This window comes from Kribbella sp. NBC_00382, assembly GCF_036067295.1.
Taxonomy (GTDB): domain Bacteria; phylum Actinomycetota; class Actinomycetes; order Propionibacteriales; family Kribbellaceae; genus Kribbella.
On record NZ_CP107954.1, the window covers coordinates 7,656,398 to 7,676,493 of the forward strand.

18 protein-coding genes are annotated in these 20,096 nt (G+C 67.5%); 12 read left to right on the forward strand and 6 right to left on the reverse strand.

Translation table 11 applies throughout. The features are described 5' to 3' along the window. The first annotated feature begins 124 nt into the window (after nt 1-124). Together OHA70_RS35965 and OHA70_RS35970 are read left to right on the forward strand one after the other, a co-directional pair. Complete coding sequence (locus OHA70_RS35965) at nt 125-3,343, forward strand: TIM-barrel domain-containing protein (RefSeq protein ID WP_328325633.1); 3,219 nt, start codon at nt 125-127, stop codon at nt 3,341-3,343. 89 nt (nt 3,344-3,432) lie between these two features. Further along, nucleotides 3,433-4,830 carry a BTAD domain-containing putative transcriptional regulator gene (locus OHA70_RS35970; protein WP_328325635.1) on the forward strand — a complete coding sequence of 466 codons (1,398 nt, stop codon included), beginning with the start codon at nt 3,433-3,435 and terminating at the stop codon, nt 4,828-4,830. 43 nt (nt 4,831-4,873) lie between these two features. Here OHA70_RS35970 and OHA70_RS35975 read toward each other — a convergent pair whose 3' ends face one another. Continuing rightward, the gene (locus OHA70_RS35975; RefSeq protein WP_328325637.1) at nt 4,874-5,569 is read right to left on the reverse strand and encodes a TetR/AcrR family transcriptional regulator; all 696 of its coding nucleotides are present in this window, start codon (nt 5,567-5,569) and stop codon (nt 4,874-4,876) included. 126 nt (nt 5,570-5,695) lie between these two features. On the opposite strand from OHA70_RS35975, the gene OHA70_RS35980 reads away from it, so the two are divergent. Beyond that, nucleotides 5,696-7,453: a zinc-binding dehydrogenase gene (locus OHA70_RS35980; RefSeq protein ID WP_328325639.1), complete on the forward strand. Its 1,758-nt coding sequence runs from the start codon at nt 5,696-5,698 to the stop codon at nt 7,451-7,453. A 62-nt stretch (nt 7,454-7,515) separates the two neighbouring features. Beyond that, the gene (locus OHA70_RS35985) at nt 7,516-9,657 is read left to right on the forward strand and encodes a family 43 glycosylhydrolase (RefSeq protein ID WP_328325641.1); all 2,142 of its coding nucleotides are present in this window, start codon (nt 7,516-7,518) and stop codon (nt 9,655-9,657) included. Between the two features lie 3 nt (nt 9,658-9,660). On the opposite strand, the gene OHA70_RS35990 is transcribed toward OHA70_RS35985, so the two are convergent. Then, a complete protein-coding gene (locus OHA70_RS35990) occupies nt 9,661-11,550 on the reverse strand; it encodes an alpha-L-fucosidase (RefSeq protein WP_328325643.1) in 1,890 nt (629 codons plus the stop codon). Nucleotides 11,551-11,656: 106 nt separating this feature from the next. Between OHA70_RS35990 and OHA70_RS35995 the strand changes: the two genes are divergently transcribed. The 3 genes from OHA70_RS35995 (at nt 11,657) to OHA70_RS36005 (ending at nt 13,089) form a co-directional block, all read left to right on the forward strand. Then, entirely contained in the window at nt 11,657-12,349 is a 693-nt protein-coding gene (locus OHA70_RS35995) for a GntR family transcriptional regulator (RefSeq protein ID WP_328325645.1), read from the forward strand. Between the two features lie 48 nt (nt 12,350-12,397). Continuing rightward, nucleotides 12,398-12,673 (forward strand): DUF167 domain-containing protein, encoded by a 276-nt coding sequence (locus OHA70_RS36000; protein ID WP_328325647.1) that lies wholly within the window; start codon nt 12,398-12,400, stop codon nt 12,671-12,673. Between the two features lie 77 nt (nt 12,674-12,750). Continuing rightward, nucleotides 12,751-13,089, forward strand: a complete 339-nt coding sequence (locus OHA70_RS36005; RefSeq protein WP_328325649.1) for a hypothetical protein — start codon at nt 12,751-12,753, stop codon at nt 13,087-13,089. A 7-nt stretch (nt 13,090-13,096) separates the two neighbouring features. Here the strand turns inward: OHA70_RS36005 and OHA70_RS36010 are convergent, their stop codons facing one another. Together OHA70_RS36010 and OHA70_RS36015 are read right to left on the reverse strand one after the other, a co-directional pair. Beyond that, a complete protein-coding gene (locus OHA70_RS36010; RefSeq protein WP_328325651.1) occupies nt 13,097-13,837 on the reverse strand; it encodes an alpha/beta fold hydrolase in 741 nt (246 codons plus the stop codon). A gap of 165 nt (nt 13,838-14,002) precedes the next feature. Next, nucleotides 14,003-14,395, reverse strand: a complete 393-nt coding sequence (locus OHA70_RS36015; RefSeq protein WP_328335282.1) for a DUF4389 domain-containing protein — start codon at nt 14,393-14,395, stop codon at nt 14,003-14,005. A gap of 89 nt (nt 14,396-14,484) precedes the next feature. On the opposite strand from OHA70_RS36015, the gene adhP reads away from it, so the two are divergent. The 3 genes from adhP to OHA70_RS36030 are packed head-to-tail and all read left to right on the forward strand — an operon-like array spanning nt 14,485 to nt 16,426. Beyond that, nucleotides 14,485-15,495, forward strand: a complete 1,011-nt coding sequence (gene adhP, locus OHA70_RS36020; protein ID WP_328325653.1) for an alcohol dehydrogenase AdhP — start codon at nt 14,485-14,487, stop codon at nt 15,493-15,495. A 50-nt stretch (nt 15,496-15,545) separates the two neighbouring features. Next, nucleotides 15,546-16,004, forward strand: coding sequence for a pyridoxamine 5'-phosphate oxidase family protein (locus OHA70_RS36025; RefSeq protein WP_328325655.1), 459 nt, complete (start codon nt 15,546-15,548; stop codon nt 16,002-16,004). Further along, on the forward strand, nt 16,004-16,426 hold the full coding sequence (locus OHA70_RS36030) for a DUF1003 domain-containing protein (RefSeq protein WP_328325657.1): 423 nt from the start codon (nt 16,004-16,006) through the stop codon (nt 16,424-16,426). The genes OHA70_RS36025 and OHA70_RS36030 overlap by 1 nt, the downstream gene beginning before the upstream one ends. A 10-nt stretch (nt 16,427-16,436) precedes the next feature. Here OHA70_RS36030 and OHA70_RS36035 read toward each other — a convergent pair whose 3' ends face one another. Then, nucleotides 16,437-17,315: a universal stress protein gene (locus OHA70_RS36035; RefSeq protein ID WP_328325659.1), complete on the reverse strand. Its 879-nt coding sequence runs from the start codon at nt 17,313-17,315 to the stop codon at nt 16,437-16,439. 5 nt (nt 17,316-17,320) lie between these two features. Further along, nucleotides 17,321-17,872, reverse strand: a complete 552-nt coding sequence (locus OHA70_RS36040; RefSeq protein WP_328325660.1) for a hypothetical protein — start codon at nt 17,870-17,872, stop codon at nt 17,321-17,323. A 113-nt stretch (nt 17,873-17,985) separates the two neighbouring features. Here OHA70_RS36040 and OHA70_RS36045 point away from each other — a divergent pair, with 113 nt between their 5' ends. Continuing rightward, complete coding sequence (locus OHA70_RS36045) at nt 17,986-19,050, forward strand: Acg family FMN-binding oxidoreductase (RefSeq protein ID WP_328325661.1); 1,065 nt, start codon at nt 17,986-17,988, stop codon at nt 19,048-19,050. Between the two features lie 46 nt (nt 19,051-19,096). Further along, a complete protein-coding gene (locus tag OHA70_RS36050; RefSeq protein ID WP_328325662.1) occupies nt 19,097-20,083 on the forward strand; it encodes an Acg family FMN-binding oxidoreductase in 987 nt (328 codons plus the stop codon). Nucleotides 20,084-20,096: the final 13 nt, after the last annotated feature.

Genomic DNA, 20,096 nt, shown 5'->3' on the forward strand with positions numbered 1-20,096 from the left:
CGGTTCGGAGGTAGAGCTGGCACCACCTCTGGACACGCGCACCCCCGACATGCTCCTATTTGGCCTGCAAGGATTTCCATCGTTGTAGACCGCCCCCTCTTCGAATCGGAGTCCGATCGTGCGGATGAGAACAGCGAAGGTTCTGGCCGTCCTCCTAGGTTCCTGTGTGGTGGCCGGCGGATTGATAGCCCGGCCGGCCGTCGCCGACCCACCGAGACAGACAGTCGTCGCGGGCAACGCCCGCTTCCAAGTGCTCTCCCCCACCCTGATCCGGACCGAGTACGCCGGTGACGGCAAGTTCCAGGACTCCGCGACCTTCAACGCCGTCGGACGCGCCGACTTTGCGGCCGTACCGTTCACGTCCTCGGTCTCCCAAGGCGTGCTCACCATCCGGACCAGCGCGGCGACGTTGACGTACAAGGTCGGCTCCGGTCCGTTCGACGCTGGCAACCTCGGTCTCCGACTCAACGCCGGATCCGCGCCGGTCGCCGCCGCGCCCTGGCACCGCCTGACTTGTGCCGTCGGCGCGCTCTGCGAAGGCGAGGACCTGACCGCCGACGGTCTCGGACTCGCCACTGACCACACGGGCTATACCGGCGCTGGATTCCTTGCAGGGTTCGAAACCACAGGTGCGCAAGCGACCGCGGACATCCTCGTCACCGATGCCGGGTTGTACTCATTCACCACCCGCTACGCCAACGGAACCGGCGGAGACGGCAAGCATGAAGCACGGACGCTGAGCGTGTCCGTCGATGGCAGCGCGGCCCGTACCGTGACGTTCGCCCCGACCGACGGCTGGGACTCGTGGGCCCTCGCCTCGGCGCCACTCACCCTCACCGCCGGGCATCACGTCTTGCGTCTGGTCCGGACCGCGGCCGACTCCGGCAACCTCAACGTCGACAGCTTCTCGGTGCTCAAGGCTGGCGCCGCCTACCCGCCGGCAAGCGCCCGCGCATATGGCGACTGCGCCTTCGCCGTCAGCTGCGAGGCCGAGGCCGGTCTTCCGTCGGGGTCAGCTCTGGTGGCGAGCGATCATCCCGGGTATGCCGGACGCGGCTTCATCGCTGAGCTCAACGCCGGTGCGAGCCTCACCCAGCGGGTCGTCGGAGTGCCTGCTGATGGCACCTACCAACTGCACCTCCGCTACGCGAACGGGACCGGAGGCGACGGTCGCCATGAGACCCGGACCGCCACCGTCACGGCTGCCGGCGTCACCCGCACCATCTCCCTCCCGGTGACGACCGACTGGAACGCGTGGGGCACCGCGTCGATCCCGGTCGACCTCAAGGCGGGGACGAACGAAGTCGTACTCGGCTGCCCGACCGCGACGAGCTGCCACGTCAACGTGGACACCGTCGCCGTGGCGGCAACCGGCGCGCTGGCTCCGCAGCCGCACCTCGCGCTCGGCGGGTACCGGCGCGGCCTCGACGGTGTCAACGGGGACAACGGTGCGCCGCCGACCGCTGAAGGGTTGCTGCATCGGGACGGGTGGTACCTGCTCGACGACACGAGTTCGGCGCTCTATGAGAGTGGCGCCCGGCGGGTGACGCAACGGCCGGGGCATGGCGGATCGGCGTACCAGGATGGCTACGTCTTCGGGTTCGGGCATGACTACAAGGCAGGTCTCGGTGATCTCAAGACGCTGACCGGACCGGCGGAGTTGCTGCCGCGATGGGCCTATGGCGTCTGGTACTCGGAGTACATCGACCGCACCGCGGCCGACTATCGCGACACGATCCTGCCCGCCTTCCGCGCCAACGGCGTACCGCTGGACGTGCTGGTCACCGACACGGACTTCAAGGCGCCGGACACCTGGAACGGCTGGCAGTTCGACACAGCGAAGTTCCCCGACCCGGCCGGCTTCTTCGCCTGGTCGAAGTCACAGGGCCTGCACAACAACCTCAACATCCATCCCAGCATCATGGGCAACGACCCGCAGTTCGCCCAGGCGCAGGCCACCGCGAAGGGCAAGCTGACCAAGTCCGGTTGCGGCACCGACTGCTACGTCTTCGACTGGGCCGACCCGGATCAGCTCAAGGCCTACCTCGACCTGCATGCGGGCATGATGGAGCAGGGCAACGACTTCTGGTGGCTCGATTGGTGCTGCGACAGCTCCCGGTCCAGCCTGCCCGGTGTCACGCCGGACGCCTGGATCAACCAGCAGTACGCAGACCTGGCTGCACCGGCGATCGGTCGTGGGTTCGTCATCTCGCGTGCCTACGGATCGTTGCAGGCCGGCGGCTATGGCGGTCCGACCGCGCTGGCGACTGGTCCTTGGGCTGACAAGCGCAGCACCCTGCACTTCACGGGCGACACCTCATCGACGTGGGGCACCTTGCGAATGGAGGTCGGAGCGACCCCTGGTGAGTCGGTAGCGACCGGCATGTCGGCGATCAGCCACGACATCGGCGGCCACAACGACGGCAACGGCTTGCCTGGCAGCGAGCTCTACACCGTTGGCGGCCAGCAACGCCGGACGTCCAAGCTGCCCGACGACATGTACGCCCGGTGGGTCCAGCTCGGCACGTTCCAGCCGATCGACCGGCTGCACAGCAACCACAGTGACCGGCTGCCCTGGCAGTACGGGACTGCGGCGGCGAAGTCCGCGACGCGGTTCCTCAACCTGCGCGAGAACCTGGTGCCTTACACCTACACGCTTGCACAGGAGGCGGCGACTACCGGCGTACCGGTGGTTCGGCCGACCTACTTGGAGTATCCGGAGGAGGCGACTGCCTATGCTGCTGCCGCTAGCGAGTACTTCTATGGGCCCGACCTACTGGTGGCTCCGGTGACCACGCCGGGCACTGCTGCAACCACGTCTGTGTGGTTCCCGCCGGGTCAATGGACGGACTACTTCACCGGTAAGACCTATGCCGGCGGGACGACCCAGTCGATCACGACTGGTCTCAGCACCATGCCGGTCTTCGTCCGGGCCGGCGGCATCATGACCACCCGCAGCACGAACATCACCAACGACAGCCAGAACCCGCTGACGAAGGTGACCGCGACCATCGGGCCTGGCGCCTCGGGCACGTTCACGCTCTTCGACGACGACGGCTCGACGACCGACAAGGCGCTGAGCGCGACGACCGAACTCACGTACCAGGAGACTCCTGGCCGGCGTGAGCTGACGATCGACCCGACGCAGGGCCGTTTCCCAGGTCAGGTGACCGAGCGGGAGTGGACGGTGAAGTTCCTCGGCGTCCCCGCGGCACCCGCCCGGATCAGCCTCAACGGGCAGCGCCTCGGCGCCCAGAACTGGAGCTGGGACAGCGCCACCCGGACCCTGACCGTCAACGCACCCTCCCAACGGATCAGGACACCGCTCCGGATCTCCTACTGACAACCCTTTCCACAGGTAGGCTCCGCCTGATCGGACGCAGTCAGGCGGAGTACTACGGGATAGGGGCGGACCTCTTGGGGCAGTCTCGGGTGAGTCTGGGCATTCTGGGCGCGTTGCGGGTCCAGGTGGATGGCCAGGCGGTGCCTGCGAAGCGGCCGGCTGTTCGCAATCTGCTGGGCGCGTTGCTCCTGCACACCGGCCAGACGCCGAGTGCGGCGCGGGTGATCGAGCTCGGCTGGGGCCCGGACGGGTGCTCGAGTGGTTCCTTGCACACGACCGTGTCGCGACTCAGGGACTGGCTCCAGAAGGAATGTGGGCCGGAGGCAACGGTCACCTGGGACGGGCACGGGTACCGGTTGGAGCTTCCGCACTCGGAGGACGACTTCGCGAAGTACCAGCAACTCGTCCTGGCGCCGCGAGCCGCTGACCCGCTTGACCGCGCCCAAGCGTTGCACCACGCGCTCGACCTGTGGCGTGGGCCGCTCTTCGCCGACGGTCCCGAATGGATCCGCACCGACCCGCTGGTCCGCCGGTGGGAGGAGTCGCGGATCAGCCTGGTCCTCGAGCTCGCCGACGCGGCCCTGCAAGCCGGCCGGCCCGAGTTCGCCCTCGACCAGCTGGAGCAACTCGCGTCCGAGCTGCCGTACGACGAGCGGGTCCACGCTCGCCTGTTGACGATCCTGCTCGCCTCCGGCCGACGGGCTGACGCCTTACGCCGGTACGACGATGTGCGCCGCCGCCTTGCCGAAGAACTCGGCGTCAGCCCCAGCGCGGCGCTCTCCGAGGCCCACGCGGAGTTGCTCCGCGAGCCGCGCTCGGCCAGAGCACCGTTCCACGACCGGCCGAAGTCCGGCGAACTGGTGATCGGCAGCCATGAAGCGATCATCACCCTCCCCGAGGTCCGGGCCCTGCTCGCCGAGATGCGGGTCCAGCACCCTGAGCTGACCATCAAGGTCCGCCACCTCGACTTCGTCGAACAGGTGACCGCCCTGCCCCAGGGCCAGGTCGACGTCATCGTCGCCTTCCTCCCCGTCCCACCCGGCGTTCCGGTGCAGGCCATCGGAACCGGAACCCGTGCAGTTGCTGTCAGCAACCACCACGAACTCGCCACCCGCGACCACCTCCTGATCGCGGACCTGAAGGGCCACAAAGTGGTCAGCCTCTCCCCCAGCGTCCACCAGGAGTACCGCGACTTCTGGGCCGTGGACCCGCGCCCCGACGGCACCCGCGTCGACTTCACCGACGATGAGGTCACCAACCTCGAAGAACTCTTCTCAGCCGTTGCCCTAGGCCCCAACATCACCGTGGTCCCCGCCGCCTGCCGAGACCTCTACCCCCGACCCGACATCGCCTACATCGACGTCCTCGACATGGCCCCCATCACCGTCGCCCTCGCCTGGCTCCCCGGTCCCGACCGCCCAGCCCTGACGGCCCTCATCGAGGAAGCCGCCCGCCTCTCCACGGGACTCAGCTCGCCGGGCGCCTGACCCAGCGGGCGCGCGTTCTTGCGCCACTGGGTGTCCGGCAGGATCAGCGACCCGCTGTCAGCGGCTGGACAGCGTTGTCGATCTCCAGCTCGATCAGGCGCTGGGCCTCGATCGTCTGGTGGTCGAAGACCCCGGTCAGTTCGAGGCTGACGATCCCGTGTACCCGTGACCAGACCAGGATGGCCGCGGTGGCCGCCAACGGCGTGGTGTCCGGCCGCTCCTGCGACTGCGCCCAGTGCCGCAGCTGCCCGTCGAGCGCGCGGTCTCCGGTCGTACCGGGTGCCCGGGCCGCATCCTGGATGGCGACCAGCAGGTCGATGAGCAGCGCCATCGCCTGGTCGAGCGGCGTCTGCACACGCGACTGGCCGGGCGAGTCGTCCGCGCGCTCGGCGAAGAGCATGCCGTAGCGCCGCCGGTGCCGCAGCGCCCACTCCCGGTAAGCCTCGACCAGCAGCCGCACCCGCGCCCGCGGAGCTCGCCGGCTGCCCTCGACGGCTTGGCTCATCGCATCGGCCAACTGCTGGTACGACAGCGTCACCAGGTGCTCGATCAGGGCGTCGCGGGAGGCGAAGTACCGGTAGACGGCCGGCGCCGACATCGCCATGCTGCGCCCCAGCGCCGCGATCGTCAGCGCGTGCACACCGTCGGCATCGATGATCGCGAACGAGGTGTCCTCGATCTCCCGCAGCGTCTGCGCGCGCAGCCGTTCACGCCGGCTCACCTGCGGCTGGTTGGTCATCTTCGCAGCGTAACGCATCCATTCGGTTGACGAACTGCAACGTCTCGGTTCATAGTTACGGTCATTAACTCTGCGATGCTTCATTACTCAACTCCCTCGCACCTCCCCCCTAGAGAGCGAACGCACATGTCGCACCACACAGCCGCCCCGCGGACGACGATCGCTCGCTGGGTAGGTCCGGCGTTCATCGCCGCCGCCGCGATCTACGTCGTCGCCGAGGCGATCGTCGCCAGCGCCTGGGACCGGCGGCCGTACAGTTACGTCGACGACTACGTGAACTTCCTCGGCAGCAGGTTCACCGAAGACTTCCGCGGCTACACCATCTCCTCACCTTTGTGGTGGCTGATGGACATCGCCTGGGCCCTGACCGGCGTACTCGTCGCCGCGGCCGTGATCAGCCTCAGCCGCCGGCTCAGCGGATGGCGGCGCAGCACCATCACCGCCCTCGGAATCGCGCAGGCGGTCGCCCTCATCTTGTTCGCAGTCTTCCCGCTCGGCCAGGACACCGTCGACAACGGAACACTCGCGCTCTACCTGATCGGGGCATTCCTCTCGATCATCGCGGGCAACTGCCTCGCCATCGTCACCGGGCTTTCACGCCGGCTACTCGGCCTCCCCCGCTGGCTCGGGACCGCCAGCATCACCCTGGGCGCTATCGGACTGGTGAACATCCCCGCCACCTACGGCTGGGTGCCCACCGGCATCGCCGAGCGCATCTCCCTCTACAGCTACCTCCTCTGGGTTCTGACAACCGGCATCGCCATCCTCCGGACCAGCAGCCCCGCCGGCCTTCCCGTCGCGGTTGAGGCGAGCACGGTCGTCACCGAGGCAGTACTACCGGGCAAGGTGGAGCCATCGGGGATCACCCTCGTGCAGCGCGAGCTACCAGCACCCACCGCAGGCCAGGCCCGGGTGCGGATCGAGTCGACCGGCGTCTCCTTCGCCGAGAGCGCCATGCGCCGCGGCCGGTACTTCGGACAGCCACCGTTCCCCTTCGTACCCGGCTACGACCTGGTCGGCGTCGTCGAGGCAGTCGGCCCGGGCGAGGACCAGTCCCTGGTCGGCCGCCGAGTGGCAGCACTAACCAAGACCGGTGGCTGGGCAACAGCCGCACTACTGCCGGTCGCGGAACTCGTACAGGTTCCCCACGGAATCAGCGCCGCCGAGGCAGAGACGCTGATCGTCAACGGGCTGACGGCGTACCAGATGCTCTACCGCACCGCCAAGGTCAGCGCTGGGCAGACGATCCTGGTACTCGGCGCCAGCGGTGGCGTCGGCACGATCCTGGTGCAGTTGGCGCGGCAGGTGGGTGCCCAGGTGATCGGCACTGCCAACCCCCGGCACCATGACGCGTTGCGAGCGCTCGGAGTGCAGCCGGTCGACTACCGGGACCCTGAGCTTGTCGACCGCATCCGGGAGCTCGCGCCCGACGGCGTGGACGCCGTGTTCGATCACCTCGGCGGCGCGAGTGTGAACACGTCATACGGACTGCTCAACCGCACCGGCACCCTGGTCTCGTACAGCATCGCGGGCAAGCTCGACGACAAGTTGCCCGTGATCATGTACTTCCTGCCGCTGTTGGCCAAGCTGGCGTTCTGGAACTACCTGCCCAGCGGCAGACACGCGAGCTTCTTCGACATCTGGGCGGGCTCGGGCAAGCCGGGAACACCCAAGCGCGAGCAGTTCCGGCGGCAGATCCGGACCGACCTCACGGAGGTCTTCGGGTTGCTCAGCGACGGCGTCCTGACCGCGCAGATCGCCGCCCGTTATCCCCTGGCCGAGGTGGCCGCGGCGGTGAAGCTGTCCGAGTCGTCCGACCGCACGGCCCTCGGCAAGATCCTGCTGATGCCCGATTGGCCGGAGTCGGACACGCCGGGCAATTGACCTCGGACGGCAGTTCGGCGGAGGATTCACCGAAGCATTGAAACGATTCATGAGGTGGGGCTATGGACATCCGCGGTGGACGGCGAGTGCGGGCACGTGGACTGTTGCTGCTGGCCCCCATGCTGGCGGTGTTATTGACCCCGCTGACCGCCACGGCCGCGTTGGCACCTCAGCCGGCCTCGGTCTCGACGATCGTGAACGGTGATGCAGCCGGGCCGACCGTGCGGTTCGTGCCTTCCGGCGATGCCGTCGACGCGCACGACGGGGAGATCCAGAAGTTCGGGTCGCGGTACTACCTGTACGGAACCAGCTACGGCTGCGGCTTCGAGTGGCAGCAGCCGGGCACCCCGTTCTGCGGGTTCAAGTCGTACAGCTCGACCGACCTGGTCCATTGGACCGACGAGGGCTTCCTGTTCGACGCGACCACGAGCAGCTGGCAGCAACGGTGCAGCGGCTCGACGTACGGGTGTTACCGCCCGCATGTCCTCTACAACCGGACCACCCGCAAGTACGTGCTGTGGATCAACTCGTACGACGTCGGCGTCGGGTACCACGTCTTCACCGCGGACCGGCCGAACGGGCCGTTCGCCGAGCAGGCGATCCCGAAGCTTGCCGTCAACAACGACATCCCGCCCGGCGTCAACAACGGCGACCACGACCTGTTCCGCGACACCGACGGTACTGCGTACCTGGCATACACCGACTGGCGCGTCGGCGGCGAAATCGTGGTCGAGAAGCTGGACCCGACGTACCGCACCGGGACCGGCCAGTTCACCCGGCTCGGCGTGCAGTCCACCGAGGCGCCGTCGATGTTCAAGCGCGACGGCAGCTACTACGTGACGCTGTCCGACCCAAACTGCGGCTACTGCACCACCGGTACGTCGTACTTCCGCGCCGCCACTCCCCTGGGTCCGTGGCAGGGGTCCACCTCCGACGCGGCGTGGCAGGTCCAGGACCAAGCACTGCAGATCACCGGCGGCGGCGTCGGACTGTCCAAGGGTGGCCAGCAATGGAGTGACTACGACCTGTCGTTCCGGGCAGTCCCCCAGCAGACCGGCGGAGGCGGCAGCTATGCCCAAGCCGGCTGGACCTTCCGCGCCACCGACACCGGTACCGGGTACGTCTGGATGCTCGGCAACTATCCGCATCCCGGCGCCGAAGGCGGCAGTCTCACCAAGGCCGTCTTCCGGAACGGATCGGTGCAGAGGCTGGAGATCGTGAAGACGCCGATGCCGATCACCGGCGGTCAGTCCTACCAGGTGCGGACCCAGATCGAAGGCTCGACGATCCGGACCTGGGTGAACGGCACCTTGATCGACACGACCACGGACACCTCGTACGCCGCCGGGCGGATCGGCTTCCGCGAGAGCGGCGGCAACGACACCGAGAGCGCCCGCTTCGACGACGTTCGGGTGCTGGCACCGGACGGAACGGTGTTGCTGGCCGACGACTTCGCCGGCGACCTGTCGGCTTGGTTGCCGCCAGCAACCACCGTGCACGGCGTGAAGATCAGCTCGGACTCCTGCGGCGGCCAGCCGGCCGACGTCGCCGAGTTGCCGACGCCGGACGGCCCGATCTACCTCTACCAGAGCGACCGCTGGAACGATCGCGCGCCGAACGAGGCGTTGGCCACCCATCAGTGGGAGCCGCTGCGATTCCGCGCCGACGGATCCATCGAACCGCTCCAGTGCGGCACCAGCTACGACCTCGACGTCAGCGACACCGTTCGTTCCCGTGCACAGGTCCGCGGTATCTCGGCCGGAGATGTCGGCTTCCACTCGTACTGCGATGTCGCGGGCGAGATCACCCGGGCGCAGACCTTCACGATCGCCGCCGCCGGCAACCTGAAGCCGGTCTCCTACACCACCTTCCAATCCGGCCATCCCAACGCGCCACTGACCCTCGAGGTGACCCGGACCGACGCCCAGGGCAACCCTGGCGCGGTGGTGGCGAGCCGCACGGTCGCGCCCGCAGACGTGAGCTGGTCACCGTCCCGGGTCACTGTCTCAATGCCGGCGCATGTGCGAGCCGCCGCCGGTGAACGCTTCGCGATCGTCGTCAAGAGCACGACCACCACCGGCTGTTACGGCCTGGCCTACAACGATGGCGACCCGTTGGCCGGTGGCAATGCGCTCTACAGCAACGACGGCGGAGCAAGTTGGCGGCCGGAGCCTTCCCGCGACCTACGCATCGACCTGTCCTGATCGTCAGGCCTGTTTGTAGACGCCGACCTCCGCGATGGACAGCGGACCGCTCTGGTTTTCGAGTTGGATGCGGACGTACCGGCCGGAGGCGCCTGCGAAGTTGAGTGTCGTGGGAGTGCCAGCGGTACCGGCCTGGCGTTTGGCGGTGACTCCGGGGCCGGTGCGAGCGGTGGCCAGGTCCTGGGCGGTGATGGGGTTGTCGGAGACGATCACCCAGAAGTCGCTCAGACGGGAGCCGAAACCGCCGTCGGTCCGGTTGTAGACCTCGACGTCGCCGATCGGGGCCGAAGCACCGAGATCGACCTGCCACCAGGCTTCCTTGGCGTCGACGGTGGTGTGGGTGACGGAGTTGTTGAAGTAGTTGCCGTCCGTGTTGCCATCGACGGCCCGGGCCGCGTCGCCGTCGTAGTCGGTGGAGATCTGAGTGGCCGGCTTGTTCAGGGCGAGATTGCCCGGACGGACGGGATCACTGATCAGTTCGGCGCTCAGGTACTCATGCGACAGCGGGTCGCGGTACTTCACGTGGACCAGTTCCACCGGCCCGGCGGCGATATCGAGCCCGGCTAGGTTGAGGTCAACCCCGCCGTCGCTCCTGACCGTGAACGGAACAGCCCGGCCCTTGGGGGTCTTCGCCCAGACCACCGGGTTGTTCAGATTCGGCACTCTCAGGAGATCCTTGTCCCTGGGCCGCTTGAACAAGAACACGTTCATCGTGGCGTCCTTGAAGGTGGTCGCCGCGAGAGGACTCGGCCTGATCGGTCCACCCCGGGTGCCGTAGATCGCCGCACCGTAGGCCTTCATCCACTGACCGACCTCGGCCAGCCGGTCGCGCTGCGGCTTGTCCACCTCGCCGGACGGCTTCGGCCCCACGTTGAAGAGCAGGTTCCCGTCACCGGTCGCCGTCGAGATCACCGTCTTGACGATCGTCTCCAGCGACTTCACCGACTCGTTCGGCCGCCAGGACCACTGGTCGCCGATCGTGATGCACGATTCCCAGGCTCGCGCCACGTCGAACGCACCGACCCGCTGCTCGGGAGTCGAGTAGTCACCGGCCAGCGTCGGCAGCGGGTCCGCCCAGCCGAGCGCGTACCCGCGATTGTTGATCAGCAGGCCTGGCTGGAGGTTGCGGGGTACGGAGTGGAAAGTCGGCGGGTGGTAGACGCTCAGGTCTGTCGGTGCGATCCCGTCGTACCAGAGGAAGGAGATGTCGCCGTAGTCGCTCATGAGCTGCCTGAGGTGACTCATCATGTAGTCGTAGTACTCGTCGTTCTTGCCCGCGACGATCAGCGGATTCGTCCAGTCCCAGCCGGAGTAGTACAGGCCGAACTCGATCCCGCGGGAGCGGCAGGCGATCGCGACCTCGTCGACCAGATCACGCTTCGACTTGCCCAGCGGAGTGGTCGCGAAGTCCGGATAGAACGACTTGGCGAAGTTGCTCGCCCGGAACATCGGGAAGCCGTCATGGTGCTTGCTGGTCAGCACCAGGTACTTCATCCCGGCCGACACGGCGACGTCGGCCAGGTCCTCGGCCCAGCCCTTCGCCGGCAGGAACGACTTGTACGCCACGTCGTACACCGGATCGAACAGCTTGGTCGGATCGTTGTACGGCGACGTCGTCTCGTCCGTCTTGCCGGCCCGGTACGCCTCCCGCCCCCAGCCGGTCTCCCGCCCGGTCAGGCTGGCCGGCCCGAAATGCACGAACAACCCGAACCGCAGCCTCGCGAGCGCCTCCTGCGCATCGACTCGCTGCCCCGTCGCCTGGTCCATGACCGGCGCGGCGTGGGCCTGGGTGCCTGCCGAACCGAGCAAAGTGGCGGCAACACCGACAGCGGGCGCGCCGACCAGGATCGAACGGCGTCGTAAGCCTCGGGCGGGAGAATCAGATTCCGGCATTGAAGTGGCCTTTCAGTCGCGGGCGGCGAGTCACTCAAAATCGGATACGATATTGGAAATTAGAAGCTGCGTGGCCTGCTGTCAATGGCCAGAGCAGGAGGAGACCGTGCGCGAACAAGACCCGGGCCCGGCGCGGACGTTGCGCCCCGCGCCCCGCCTGATGCTGCGCGAGAGCGTCTACGAGTCGCTCAAACGCTTACTGATGGACAACGCCCTGGAGCCCGGCGCCCGCCTGTCGATCGACGGCCTGGCCCGCGAGCTAGAGGTGTCCCAAACCCCCGTCCGCGAAGCCCTCTTCCGCTGCGAAGCCGAAGGCCTGGTGGTCCGCCGTCCCAACGCCGGCTACCTGGTCGCCCCACTCCTAGGCCGCGACGCCCTCCTGAACCTCTACGACCTCCGCCTCCTCCTGGAACCCGCCGCCGCAGCCCGAGCCGCCGCCAACGCGACAACCCAAGACCGCCAAGCTATCGACGACGCCGTCCAGGCCATGGCCCCCGCCGTCCACGGCGACACCTACCGGGCATACCGAGACTTCGCCGACGAAGACGCCAAACTCCACACCACCATCGCGATCGCCAGCGGCAACCCCCTGATCGCCGAAACCCTCGACCGCCTCCACGCCCACATCCACTCGTACCGCCTGTACTTCCGCCACGGCATCGCCGAGGTAACCACCACCGAACACCAAGCAATAGCCGACGCCATCCACACCCAAAACCAACCGGCCGCCGAACAGGCCATGCGAACCCACCTAGAAAACTCCCGAACCCGCCTCCTAACCGCCTACGACCAGACCTAACGGGCAAAACTCGCCACGCCACCTCCTCCGTCGCGCGAAACTTTGCCCATGAGAATCCTGCTTCGGGTCAAACCGGGAGCCTCCCGCACCAGCGTCGGCGGCCGCTACGACGGCCCGGCCGGCCCCGCGTTGATCGTCGCGGTCGCCGCCCGAGCGGTAGAGGGCCAAGCAACAAAGGCCGTCCTGCAGGCAGTCGCAGCGGCGTTCGGAGTACGCCCCTCAGCCGTCACTCTCCTGCGAGGCGCAACCAGCCGCGACAAACAGGTCGAGGTCCAAGGGGACGAGAGCGACCTTCAGTTGACGCTCGAAAGACTGCGTGACTGAACCGTTCCATAGACCGATCCTCCATGCAGTGAGCCCAACACTAGAACATGTGTTCGAAGATGAGTTACCGTGGATGCATGCTTGAACGATTCACGGTGCGCATCTCGGACGACGGCAGTGGCACGTTTGGTGTGTGGGACAACGCGGTCAACAGTTGGCGGGTGACCAACCTCGATCTGGCCGGCGCCGAGGAGACCAAGGCCGACCTCGATCTGCAGTTCGACGCCCACGGCCCACGACCACCAGACAACATCCGCACCGTCGACCCACCCCAAGCCGTCGACTGCCTGGTCGCCTGGGAGCGAGGTGAACTGGACGCCTGGATCCGCGACGGCGGCCAATGGTTCGGCCGGGTCCGGGACCGCAACGGCCACGTCACCTGGATCCCCCAATCCGACCTACGCCCCGCCAACTAAAGCCAGCTCAGTTGTTGGGCGGCTCGACAACCTTGGCCACCAGGGACACCACCTTGTCGAGGTCGGCTGGGGTAGTCAGGTGGCCGACTCCGGAGAAGACCTGAACGTCGAGATTCATCGCTCGGCGTACTGCCGGCGCCAGCCGACGGGGTGGCAGAAACCGATCATGTTCACCGACCCCGACGACACACGGCCGCTCAGCGCGACGGGCCAGTAGTTCGGCCGACAAGGGCGGAGGAGCCAGCGTCGTGCGGCAACAACTAGCCATGAGGGCCATCCATTCCACCTCGATCTCGGGCGGATCCGCGCTGGGGGCGACGAACAATCGGAGCATCCGGCGAGTGTGTTCGGCGGTGGGACGCAGCAGCCAAACGGCCGAAGCCAGTACCAGCTTCGGATCCAGGCTGAGACGGATGATGCCGGCGGGTGAGATCAATGCCCTGGCCCTGATCCGCGGCGAGTTGGCGGCCAGCGCCACGGCGGCCCCCAGTGAATTGCCCACCACCACAACCTCGTCGACGTCCATCGCTGCCAAGATCTCATCCAGCGCCCGGCCGTACCAGGCAAGCCGGGCGCGTCGAGGCCGGCGCGGATCACTAAGTCCGGGCTGACCCGGCAGATCCACCACCGTGGTCGCCCAATGGACCGACAGTGCCTGCAGCCACGGCAGAGTCACCGCAGCATTCGAGCCGGTCCCGGGCACCAGGACGACCTGCGGCCGTCCCCTTCCGGCGGAGGTGATTTCCACCGGCCCGAAGCTGGTATCCAGGGTCCTGTTCGTGAGTGGGAAGTCAGCTTGCGCCAAGGTTTCTGAACACCATCGCCGTACCGCGCTTCGACCACGCGCATCCTTGTAGACGCTCGGCATTGCGCCAGTGTGTCCGGCAGTTGGTACTTCGTCCAGGTCGATGACTCAGCTCAAGGGATCGGTGCGGGTGGTTTCGGTGATCGAATCGCTGGATCGCTCGGGACCATCCGGGGGTAGCGAGACGACGAGGACGGGATCGCTGCCGCCTTGATCGAGACGGAACGGCGGATACACGTGGCCGCTGTTCCCGCAGTCGACCGACAGGTGCGCGGGGTAGTCCTCGACCTCAGCCAGCGTGAATGGCGGGTACTGGTCGGTCCCGAGCGCTCCGTAGGCGTAGTACGTCACCCGCCATGACCAGCGCAGTACGCCGACGTTGTAGTCGAAGATGGCGCGCGGATAGCGGCCAGTGAAGAGGATCGCGAAGAACGCAACGACCGAACTGATGACGAACCCGATCCAGATGGGCTGAAGGTCCCGGGACAGTGGTGACCTCAGGCCCTGCGCGTAGCTCCCTGCTCAGTCGACGCTGGTTTCATGGTCGAGTCTTCGGCCGATCCAGTCGATGGAGAAGAGAGACAATCGTCATGAAATCTGCCGTAGTGACTCAGTTCGGTCAGCCCCTGGAGATCCAGGATCGCCCCCGCCCGACCCCGGCGGCCGGGCAGGTCCTCGTCCGGATGGAGGCCTGCGGGCTCTGTCACACCGACATCCACGCCGCCAACGGCGACTGGCCGGTCAAGCCCAGCCCGCCGTTCGTTCCCGGCCACGAAGGCGTCGGCATCGTCGAGCAACTCGGCCAGGACGTGTACAACCACCAGATCGGCGACCGGGTAGCGATCGCCTGGCTCGGGCACGCCTGCGGCGAGTGCCGGTACTGCGTTGACGGCCGCGAGACCCTTTGCCAGCAGCAACAGAACAGTGGCTACTCGATCGACGGCGCCTGGTCCGAGTACGCCGTGACCGACGCCAAGTACGCCGTCGCTGTCCCCGATGGGGTTTCGCCGATCGATGCCGCACCACTCAGCTGCGCCGGCGTCACGTCGTACAAGGCGGTCAAGGTCGCCCGGATCCAGCCGACCGAGAACGTGGCCGTGTTCGGCATCGGCGGCCTCGGCCATCTCGCCGTGCAATATGCCAAGCTCGTCGGCGGAACTGTGATCGGCGTCGATGTGGAGCAGGACAAGCTCGAGCTCGCCACCGAACTCGGTGCGACCCATGTCGTCAACGCCCGCGAGCAGGACCCGGTCGCCGCGATCGAGCAACTCGGCGGCGCTGACGTCGCGCTCGCCTTCGCGGTGTCGCCGGAGTCGTTCGAGCAGGCGTTCAAGTCGCTGCGCCCGGGCGGCCGGCTGATCTGCGTCGCGCTGCCGGCCGAGGGCACGATGGCGATCCCGATCTTCGAGACCGTACTGAAGGGCATCGCGATCATCGGCTCCATCGTGGGCACCCGCCAAGACCTCACCGAGGTGTTCGCCCTGCACGCCGCCGGACTGACCAGAGTGATCTCGGAGGGCCGCAAGCTCGACGACGTGAACGAGTCGATCGGCGAGGTCCTGTCCGGCCACGTCCCGGCCCGCCTCGTCTTCGAGTTCTGAGCCCTGGTCACCCTCGGACCAGACCGCCGCCGCCTCCGAAAGGGGTCATCATGAGTGCCCCGCCGCGCCACTTCGACCACTCCGGCTTGGAGATCCTCTCCGATGAGGACTGCCTGAAGTTGCTGGACTCCGTGCCGATCGGCCGCCTCGTCTTCACGCGGGGCGGCCTTCCGGTCATCCGGCTGGTCAACTTCGTCATCGACGACCGCGCGGTACTGTTCGCGACCGCGGACGGCGACAAGCACCGAGCCGCGGAGCGCGGAGACGTCGTCGCCTTCGAAGTGGACGACCTGGACCAGGATCGCCATCTGGGCTGGACCGTGACCGCCGCCGGCCATCTCTCCGTGATCGACCCTGACGAGGCCGCGGCGGTCGAGCGCACCCTGCCGCTGCGGCCGTGGGCGCCGGATCGCGACCGGCAGCTGATCCGGCTGGCCATCGAGTTGCTCGAAGGCCGTCGCCTGGTTGCCTGGGGGCTGCGCCCGCACCCGGTAGGAGAGGAGCAGTGATGCGTGTACCCGCCCCGTCCCGGGATCGTGAGGTCCGGCGGGCGGCACACCACCCGGTTGTCGTCGCCCATCAGCGAGAACGAGCGGCCGATGTCCAGTTGCGAATCGCCGACGCGATCACCGCCTTCGCCGGCTCGATGACCTTCGTCTACCTGCACGCCGGCCTGTTCGCGCTCTGGATGCTGGTGTTCGAGGCCGACCCGTGGCCGAAGCTGACGCTGATCGTCTCGCTGGAGGCGATCTTCTTGTCAGCCTTCGTGATGATCGGCCAGAACCGCCAGGCCGAGTTCCAGAAGGCCAAGGCCGACCACGACTTCGTCGAGCAGGAACAGGAACTCAAGACCAACACCGAACTCACCCGGGAGATCCACCGGCTGACCGCGGAGATCCACCGCAGCGTCGTCCGCGACCCGCCTCGATGACCCCAGCAGATCAGGCATCCTCCTTGGTGAGATGGATGACGGCGACCGGGCAGGTCGCGTGCTGCAGTACGCCTCTGGCGACCGATCCGAGCAGCACGGCGGTCACCTTGTGGTGGTGCCGTCCGCCGACCACGAGCAGGTGAGCGTCGGCGGCCTCGGAGACGGCGATCAGGCCGTCGACGGCGTGTCCGCGGCGTACCTCGACCTCGATGGTCAGTTCCGGGTACTTGTGCCGCCACTGTGCGGCGATCGCCTCGAAGTGCTCCTCGGCGGTCCGTGACCATTCATCGCTGACGCCGGCGAGGTTCATCGCGTCCCAGCTGTAGATCGATGGCAGGTCCCAGACGTTCACCAGGCGCAGCTTGGCGTGCCGTTCGGCCGCGGCTGTTGCCGCGAACTCGATGGCGGCTTCGGAGTCACCCGAGTCGTCCAGCCCGACCACGACCGGGCCGGTGTGGTCAGCCGGCTTCCAGCCGTCCGGCACGACGATCACCGGGACGGTGGCCAGGTTCGCCACGGCTTCCGAGGTCGAGCCGACCAGGAGGCGCTTGACCGTACTCATCCCGCGGCGTCCGACGACCAGCATCTCGCCGTTCCCGGCCAGCGCTGCCAGCGTCGAGGCCGGCGGACCGACCACGATGTCGGTGCTGTGGTCGAGGACCGGATCGCGGTTCGTCATCTTCTGCTGGACCTCGCCGACCAGGTCGATGGCCGCGTCGTCGACCACTTTCGGTTCCCAGTACGGCGCGTACCGCAGCTTCTCGTCGATGACGTGGATCGCCCGGAGCGGGGCCTTGCGGATGAGAGATTCCTGCAAGGCCCACTCCAGTGCACCCGTGTCTCGCCAGGAGCCGTCGACGCCCACGTGGATCACAGGTTGCTTGGTCATTGTGCTCACCGCAGCCAGGGGTAGTGCTTGACGATCGACAGCCCGGACCACACCTTGCCGAACCCCCACACGTTGCCAGCAGCAACCAGAGCGAGCGCGATCAAGGTGATGGCGCCGATGAGGTGGTCGTCGATCACGGGATTCGTCTCCAGCGGCAGGCTCGCGCTCCACATCAGCACATAGAGCAGCGTGCCGGCCACCGCGGCGATCCGCATCCCGATCCCGAACGTCAGCGCCAGGCCGATACCGAGCAGGCCGATCATGAACAGCGGAGTGACCCAGAAGTCGCCGACCAGCGAGTGGTAGAAGCTCGCGAACGGACCGGTCGCGCCCTTGCCGAGGAACCCGGCCGTCGGGTCGCCACCATCGATCCAGCCCTTGCCCGACTTGGTGGCAAAGCCAAGACCGAACACCTTGTCGACGAACGCCCACAAGAAGGTGAAGCCGTAGGCGATCCGCAGGACGGCGAGTGCTCGCCCAGCCGCCACCCGGGTGGTGCTTGCCGGTACATCCTCGGTAACTGCCGGGATGTGCTGCCGGTGCGATGTGGTGCTCATGGTGTTTCCTTCCGATTCGTAGGGACACCCTGATCGTCGCGGCCAAGACGGCGGTCCTGGCAGAGCACGTAGTCATGGACGTTGGTGCCGAAGGGCCCGACCAGTAGGGACCCATGCCTGCTGCGCGCCCGCGTACTACGGGCCGAGGCTGGGAAGGCGGCAGGAGTTGCCGCGCGAGCAGGTCGAGGAGGCCCCTCATGTCCGAACAGCAACTGTCCATGGAACAGATCGACGTACTGCTCAGCGCCGCCGTCGCAGCACCCAGCATGCACAACACCCAACCCTGGCGCTTCGAAGTCAACGGCCCCGCCATCGACATCTACCTGGACGGCTCCCGGGCACTACCCGCCGAAGACCCCACCGGCCGGGCCATGCGAATCGCCGCCGGCGCCGCCACCTTCAACCTGCGCTGCGCCGCCGCCTCACTCGGCTACAACAGCTGGTTCGGATTGGTACCTGACCCGGCCGAACCCGAGCTGGTCGCCCGGATCGTTCTCGAACCCACCGGCACACCCGACCACCAGCTCACCGAACTCTTCCACGAGATCCCCCGCCGCCACACCAGCCGCGAACCCGTCCGACCCGTCAAAATACCCACCGACGCACTCATCGCCCTGACCCAAGCCGCCAGAACCGAGAACGCCGACCTCACCTGGCTCCCCGCCGACGAGGTCCACGAAGTACTCCGGCTGCTGATCGACACCGACCTCCGCGAGATCGGCGACTGGCACCGCCGCGCCGAACGCGCCCACTGGGTCGGCGGCATCCGCGCCACCGACGGTGTCCCCAGCTCGGTCCTCGGCCCGCGGTCGGCCGCCTATCCGGCACCGGTCCGCGACCTCGGCACCCGCCCGACCGACCAGACCCGGGCGCGCGCGACCTTCGAAACCGAGCCCGCACTGGCCGTCCTGTTCACCACCGGCGATTCCAAGACCGACCAACTCGCTGCCGGTCTGGCCCTGCAGCGCACCCTGCTGGTCGCCACCCGCGAAGGACTGAAGGCCGCGTTCCTCAACCAGCCGCTCGAGTTCGACGACCTACGCCGCAAGGTCCAGCGCATCACCGGCAAACCCGGCTTCGCGCACATGGTCATCCGGTTCGGCCACAGCACCGTCCAGGACACCACCCCCCGCCGCCCCGTCTCCGCCTTCGTCGGTACCGGCGCCGAGGAGTCCTGATGACCAACCTGACCGCCCGATTGAACCCGATGGAAGGAGTCGGATCATGGTGATCCAGCGCGACGACCCGCTGCTCCACCACGACGAGGTCGGCATCCTGCTCCGCTCGGCCGGCCTGGCGCCGTCGATGCACAACACCCAGCCATGGCGCTTCGAGGTCACCGGCCAGGTGGTCGACGTACTGCTCGACGAGGACCGGACGTTGCCGGCCGAGGACCACTCCGGGCGAATGACCCGGATCGGCCTCGGCGCCGCCGCGTTCAATCTCCGGGTGGCCGCCGCGATGCTCGGCTTCGAGACCACGCTCGCGATCGAACCCGACCCGGACCGCCCCGACATCGCGGTCCGGCTCTTCCTCGGCGCCCGCCACAGCACGACCATCTCCCCGATCGGCAGCCTGTACGGCGAACTGCGCCGCCGCCACACCTACCGCGGACCGATGACGACCGCCGAGGTCTCGCCCCTCGTGCTCGAGCGACTCAACGCCGCCGCTCGAGCCGAGGGCGCCGAGCTTCACTGGCTCGACCAGGCCGCCAACCGCGAGCTCGAACAGATCCTGCACGCGGCCGACGGCCTCGACCTGCACGACGAGGACCGGCTGACCGAACGCGGCCGCTGGGTCGGCGGTGACCGCACTCAGGACGGAATCCCCCAGGCCGCGCTCGGGCCGGTGCCCGCGCGCTCCGCGATCTTCCGTGATCTGGCCGCCGGCTTCGACCAGCATGCCCGCAGCAGCGCTGTCTTCGAGACGAATCCACGGATCGCGGTCCTCACCACCGCCGTCGACGACTCAGTCGCATGGACACGAGCGGGGATGGGGTTGCAGCATTCGTTGCTGATAGCAACCTCCTATGACCTGGCCGTCTCGTTCCTGAACCAGGCGATCGAACACGTGCCGCTGCGGTCGCGGATCCAGGACCTGGTCGGGCATAGCACCCGGCCGCAGCTGATCCTCCGCGCCGGCTACCCCGATCACGCCGCGGCCGAGACGCCGAGGATCCCGTGGCAGAAGTCCCTCGACCGCTGGCAGTGACAGGTCGGCACCC

What these genes read in the sequence shown, in the direction of transcription:
- OHA70_RS35965 (WP_328325633.1), top strand. Translation starts at nt 125, where the DNA reads ATGAGAACAGCGAAGGTTCTGGCCGTCCTCCTAGGTTCCTGTGTGGTG.
- OHA70_RS35975 (WP_328325637.1), bottom strand. Translation starts at nt 5,569, where the DNA reads ATGACCAACCAGCCGCAGGTGAGCCGGCGTGAACGGCTGCGCGCGCAG.
- OHA70_RS35980 (WP_328325639.1), top strand. Translation starts at nt 5,696, where the DNA reads ATGTCGCACCACACAGCCGCCCCGCGGACGACGATCGCTCGCTGGGTA.
- OHA70_RS35985 (WP_328325641.1), top strand. Translation starts at nt 7,516, where the DNA reads ATGGACATCCGCGGTGGACGGCGAGTGCGGGCACGTGGACTGTTGCTG.
- OHA70_RS35990 (WP_328325643.1), bottom strand. Translation starts at nt 11,550, where the DNA reads ATGCCGGAATCTGATTCTCCCGCCCGAGGCTTACGACGCCGTTCGATC.
- OHA70_RS36000 (WP_328325647.1), top strand. Translation starts at nt 12,398, where the DNA reads ATGAGAATCCTGCTTCGGGTCAAACCGGGAGCCTCCCGCACCAGCGTC.
- OHA70_RS36005 (WP_328325649.1), top strand. Translation starts at nt 12,751, where the DNA reads ATGCTTGAACGATTCACGGTGCGCATCTCGGACGACGGCAGTGGCACG.
- adhP (WP_328325653.1), top strand. Translation starts at nt 14,485, where the DNA reads ATGAAATCTGCCGTAGTGACTCAGTTCGGTCAGCCCCTGGAGATCCAG.
- OHA70_RS36025 (WP_328325655.1), top strand. Translation starts at nt 15,546, where the DNA reads ATGAGTGCCCCGCCGCGCCACTTCGACCACTCCGGCTTGGAGATCCTC.
- OHA70_RS36030 (WP_328325657.1), top strand. Translation starts at nt 16,004, where the DNA reads ATGCGTGTACCCGCCCCGTCCCGGGATCGTGAGGTCCGGCGGGCGGCA.
- OHA70_RS36035 (WP_328325659.1), bottom strand. Translation starts at nt 17,315, where the DNA reads ATGACCAAGCAACCTGTGATCCACGTGGGCGTCGACGGCTCCTGGCGA.
- OHA70_RS36040 (WP_328325660.1), bottom strand. Translation starts at nt 17,872, where the DNA reads ATGAGCACCACATCGCACCGGCAGCACATCCCGGCAGTTACCGAGGAT.
- OHA70_RS36045 (WP_328325661.1), top strand. Translation starts at nt 17,986, where the DNA reads ATGCCTGCTGCGCGCCCGCGTACTACGGGCCGAGGCTGGGAAGGCGGC.
- OHA70_RS36050 (WP_328325662.1), top strand. Translation starts at nt 19,097, where the DNA reads ATGGTGATCCAGCGCGACGACCCGCTGCTCCACCACGACGAGGTCGGC.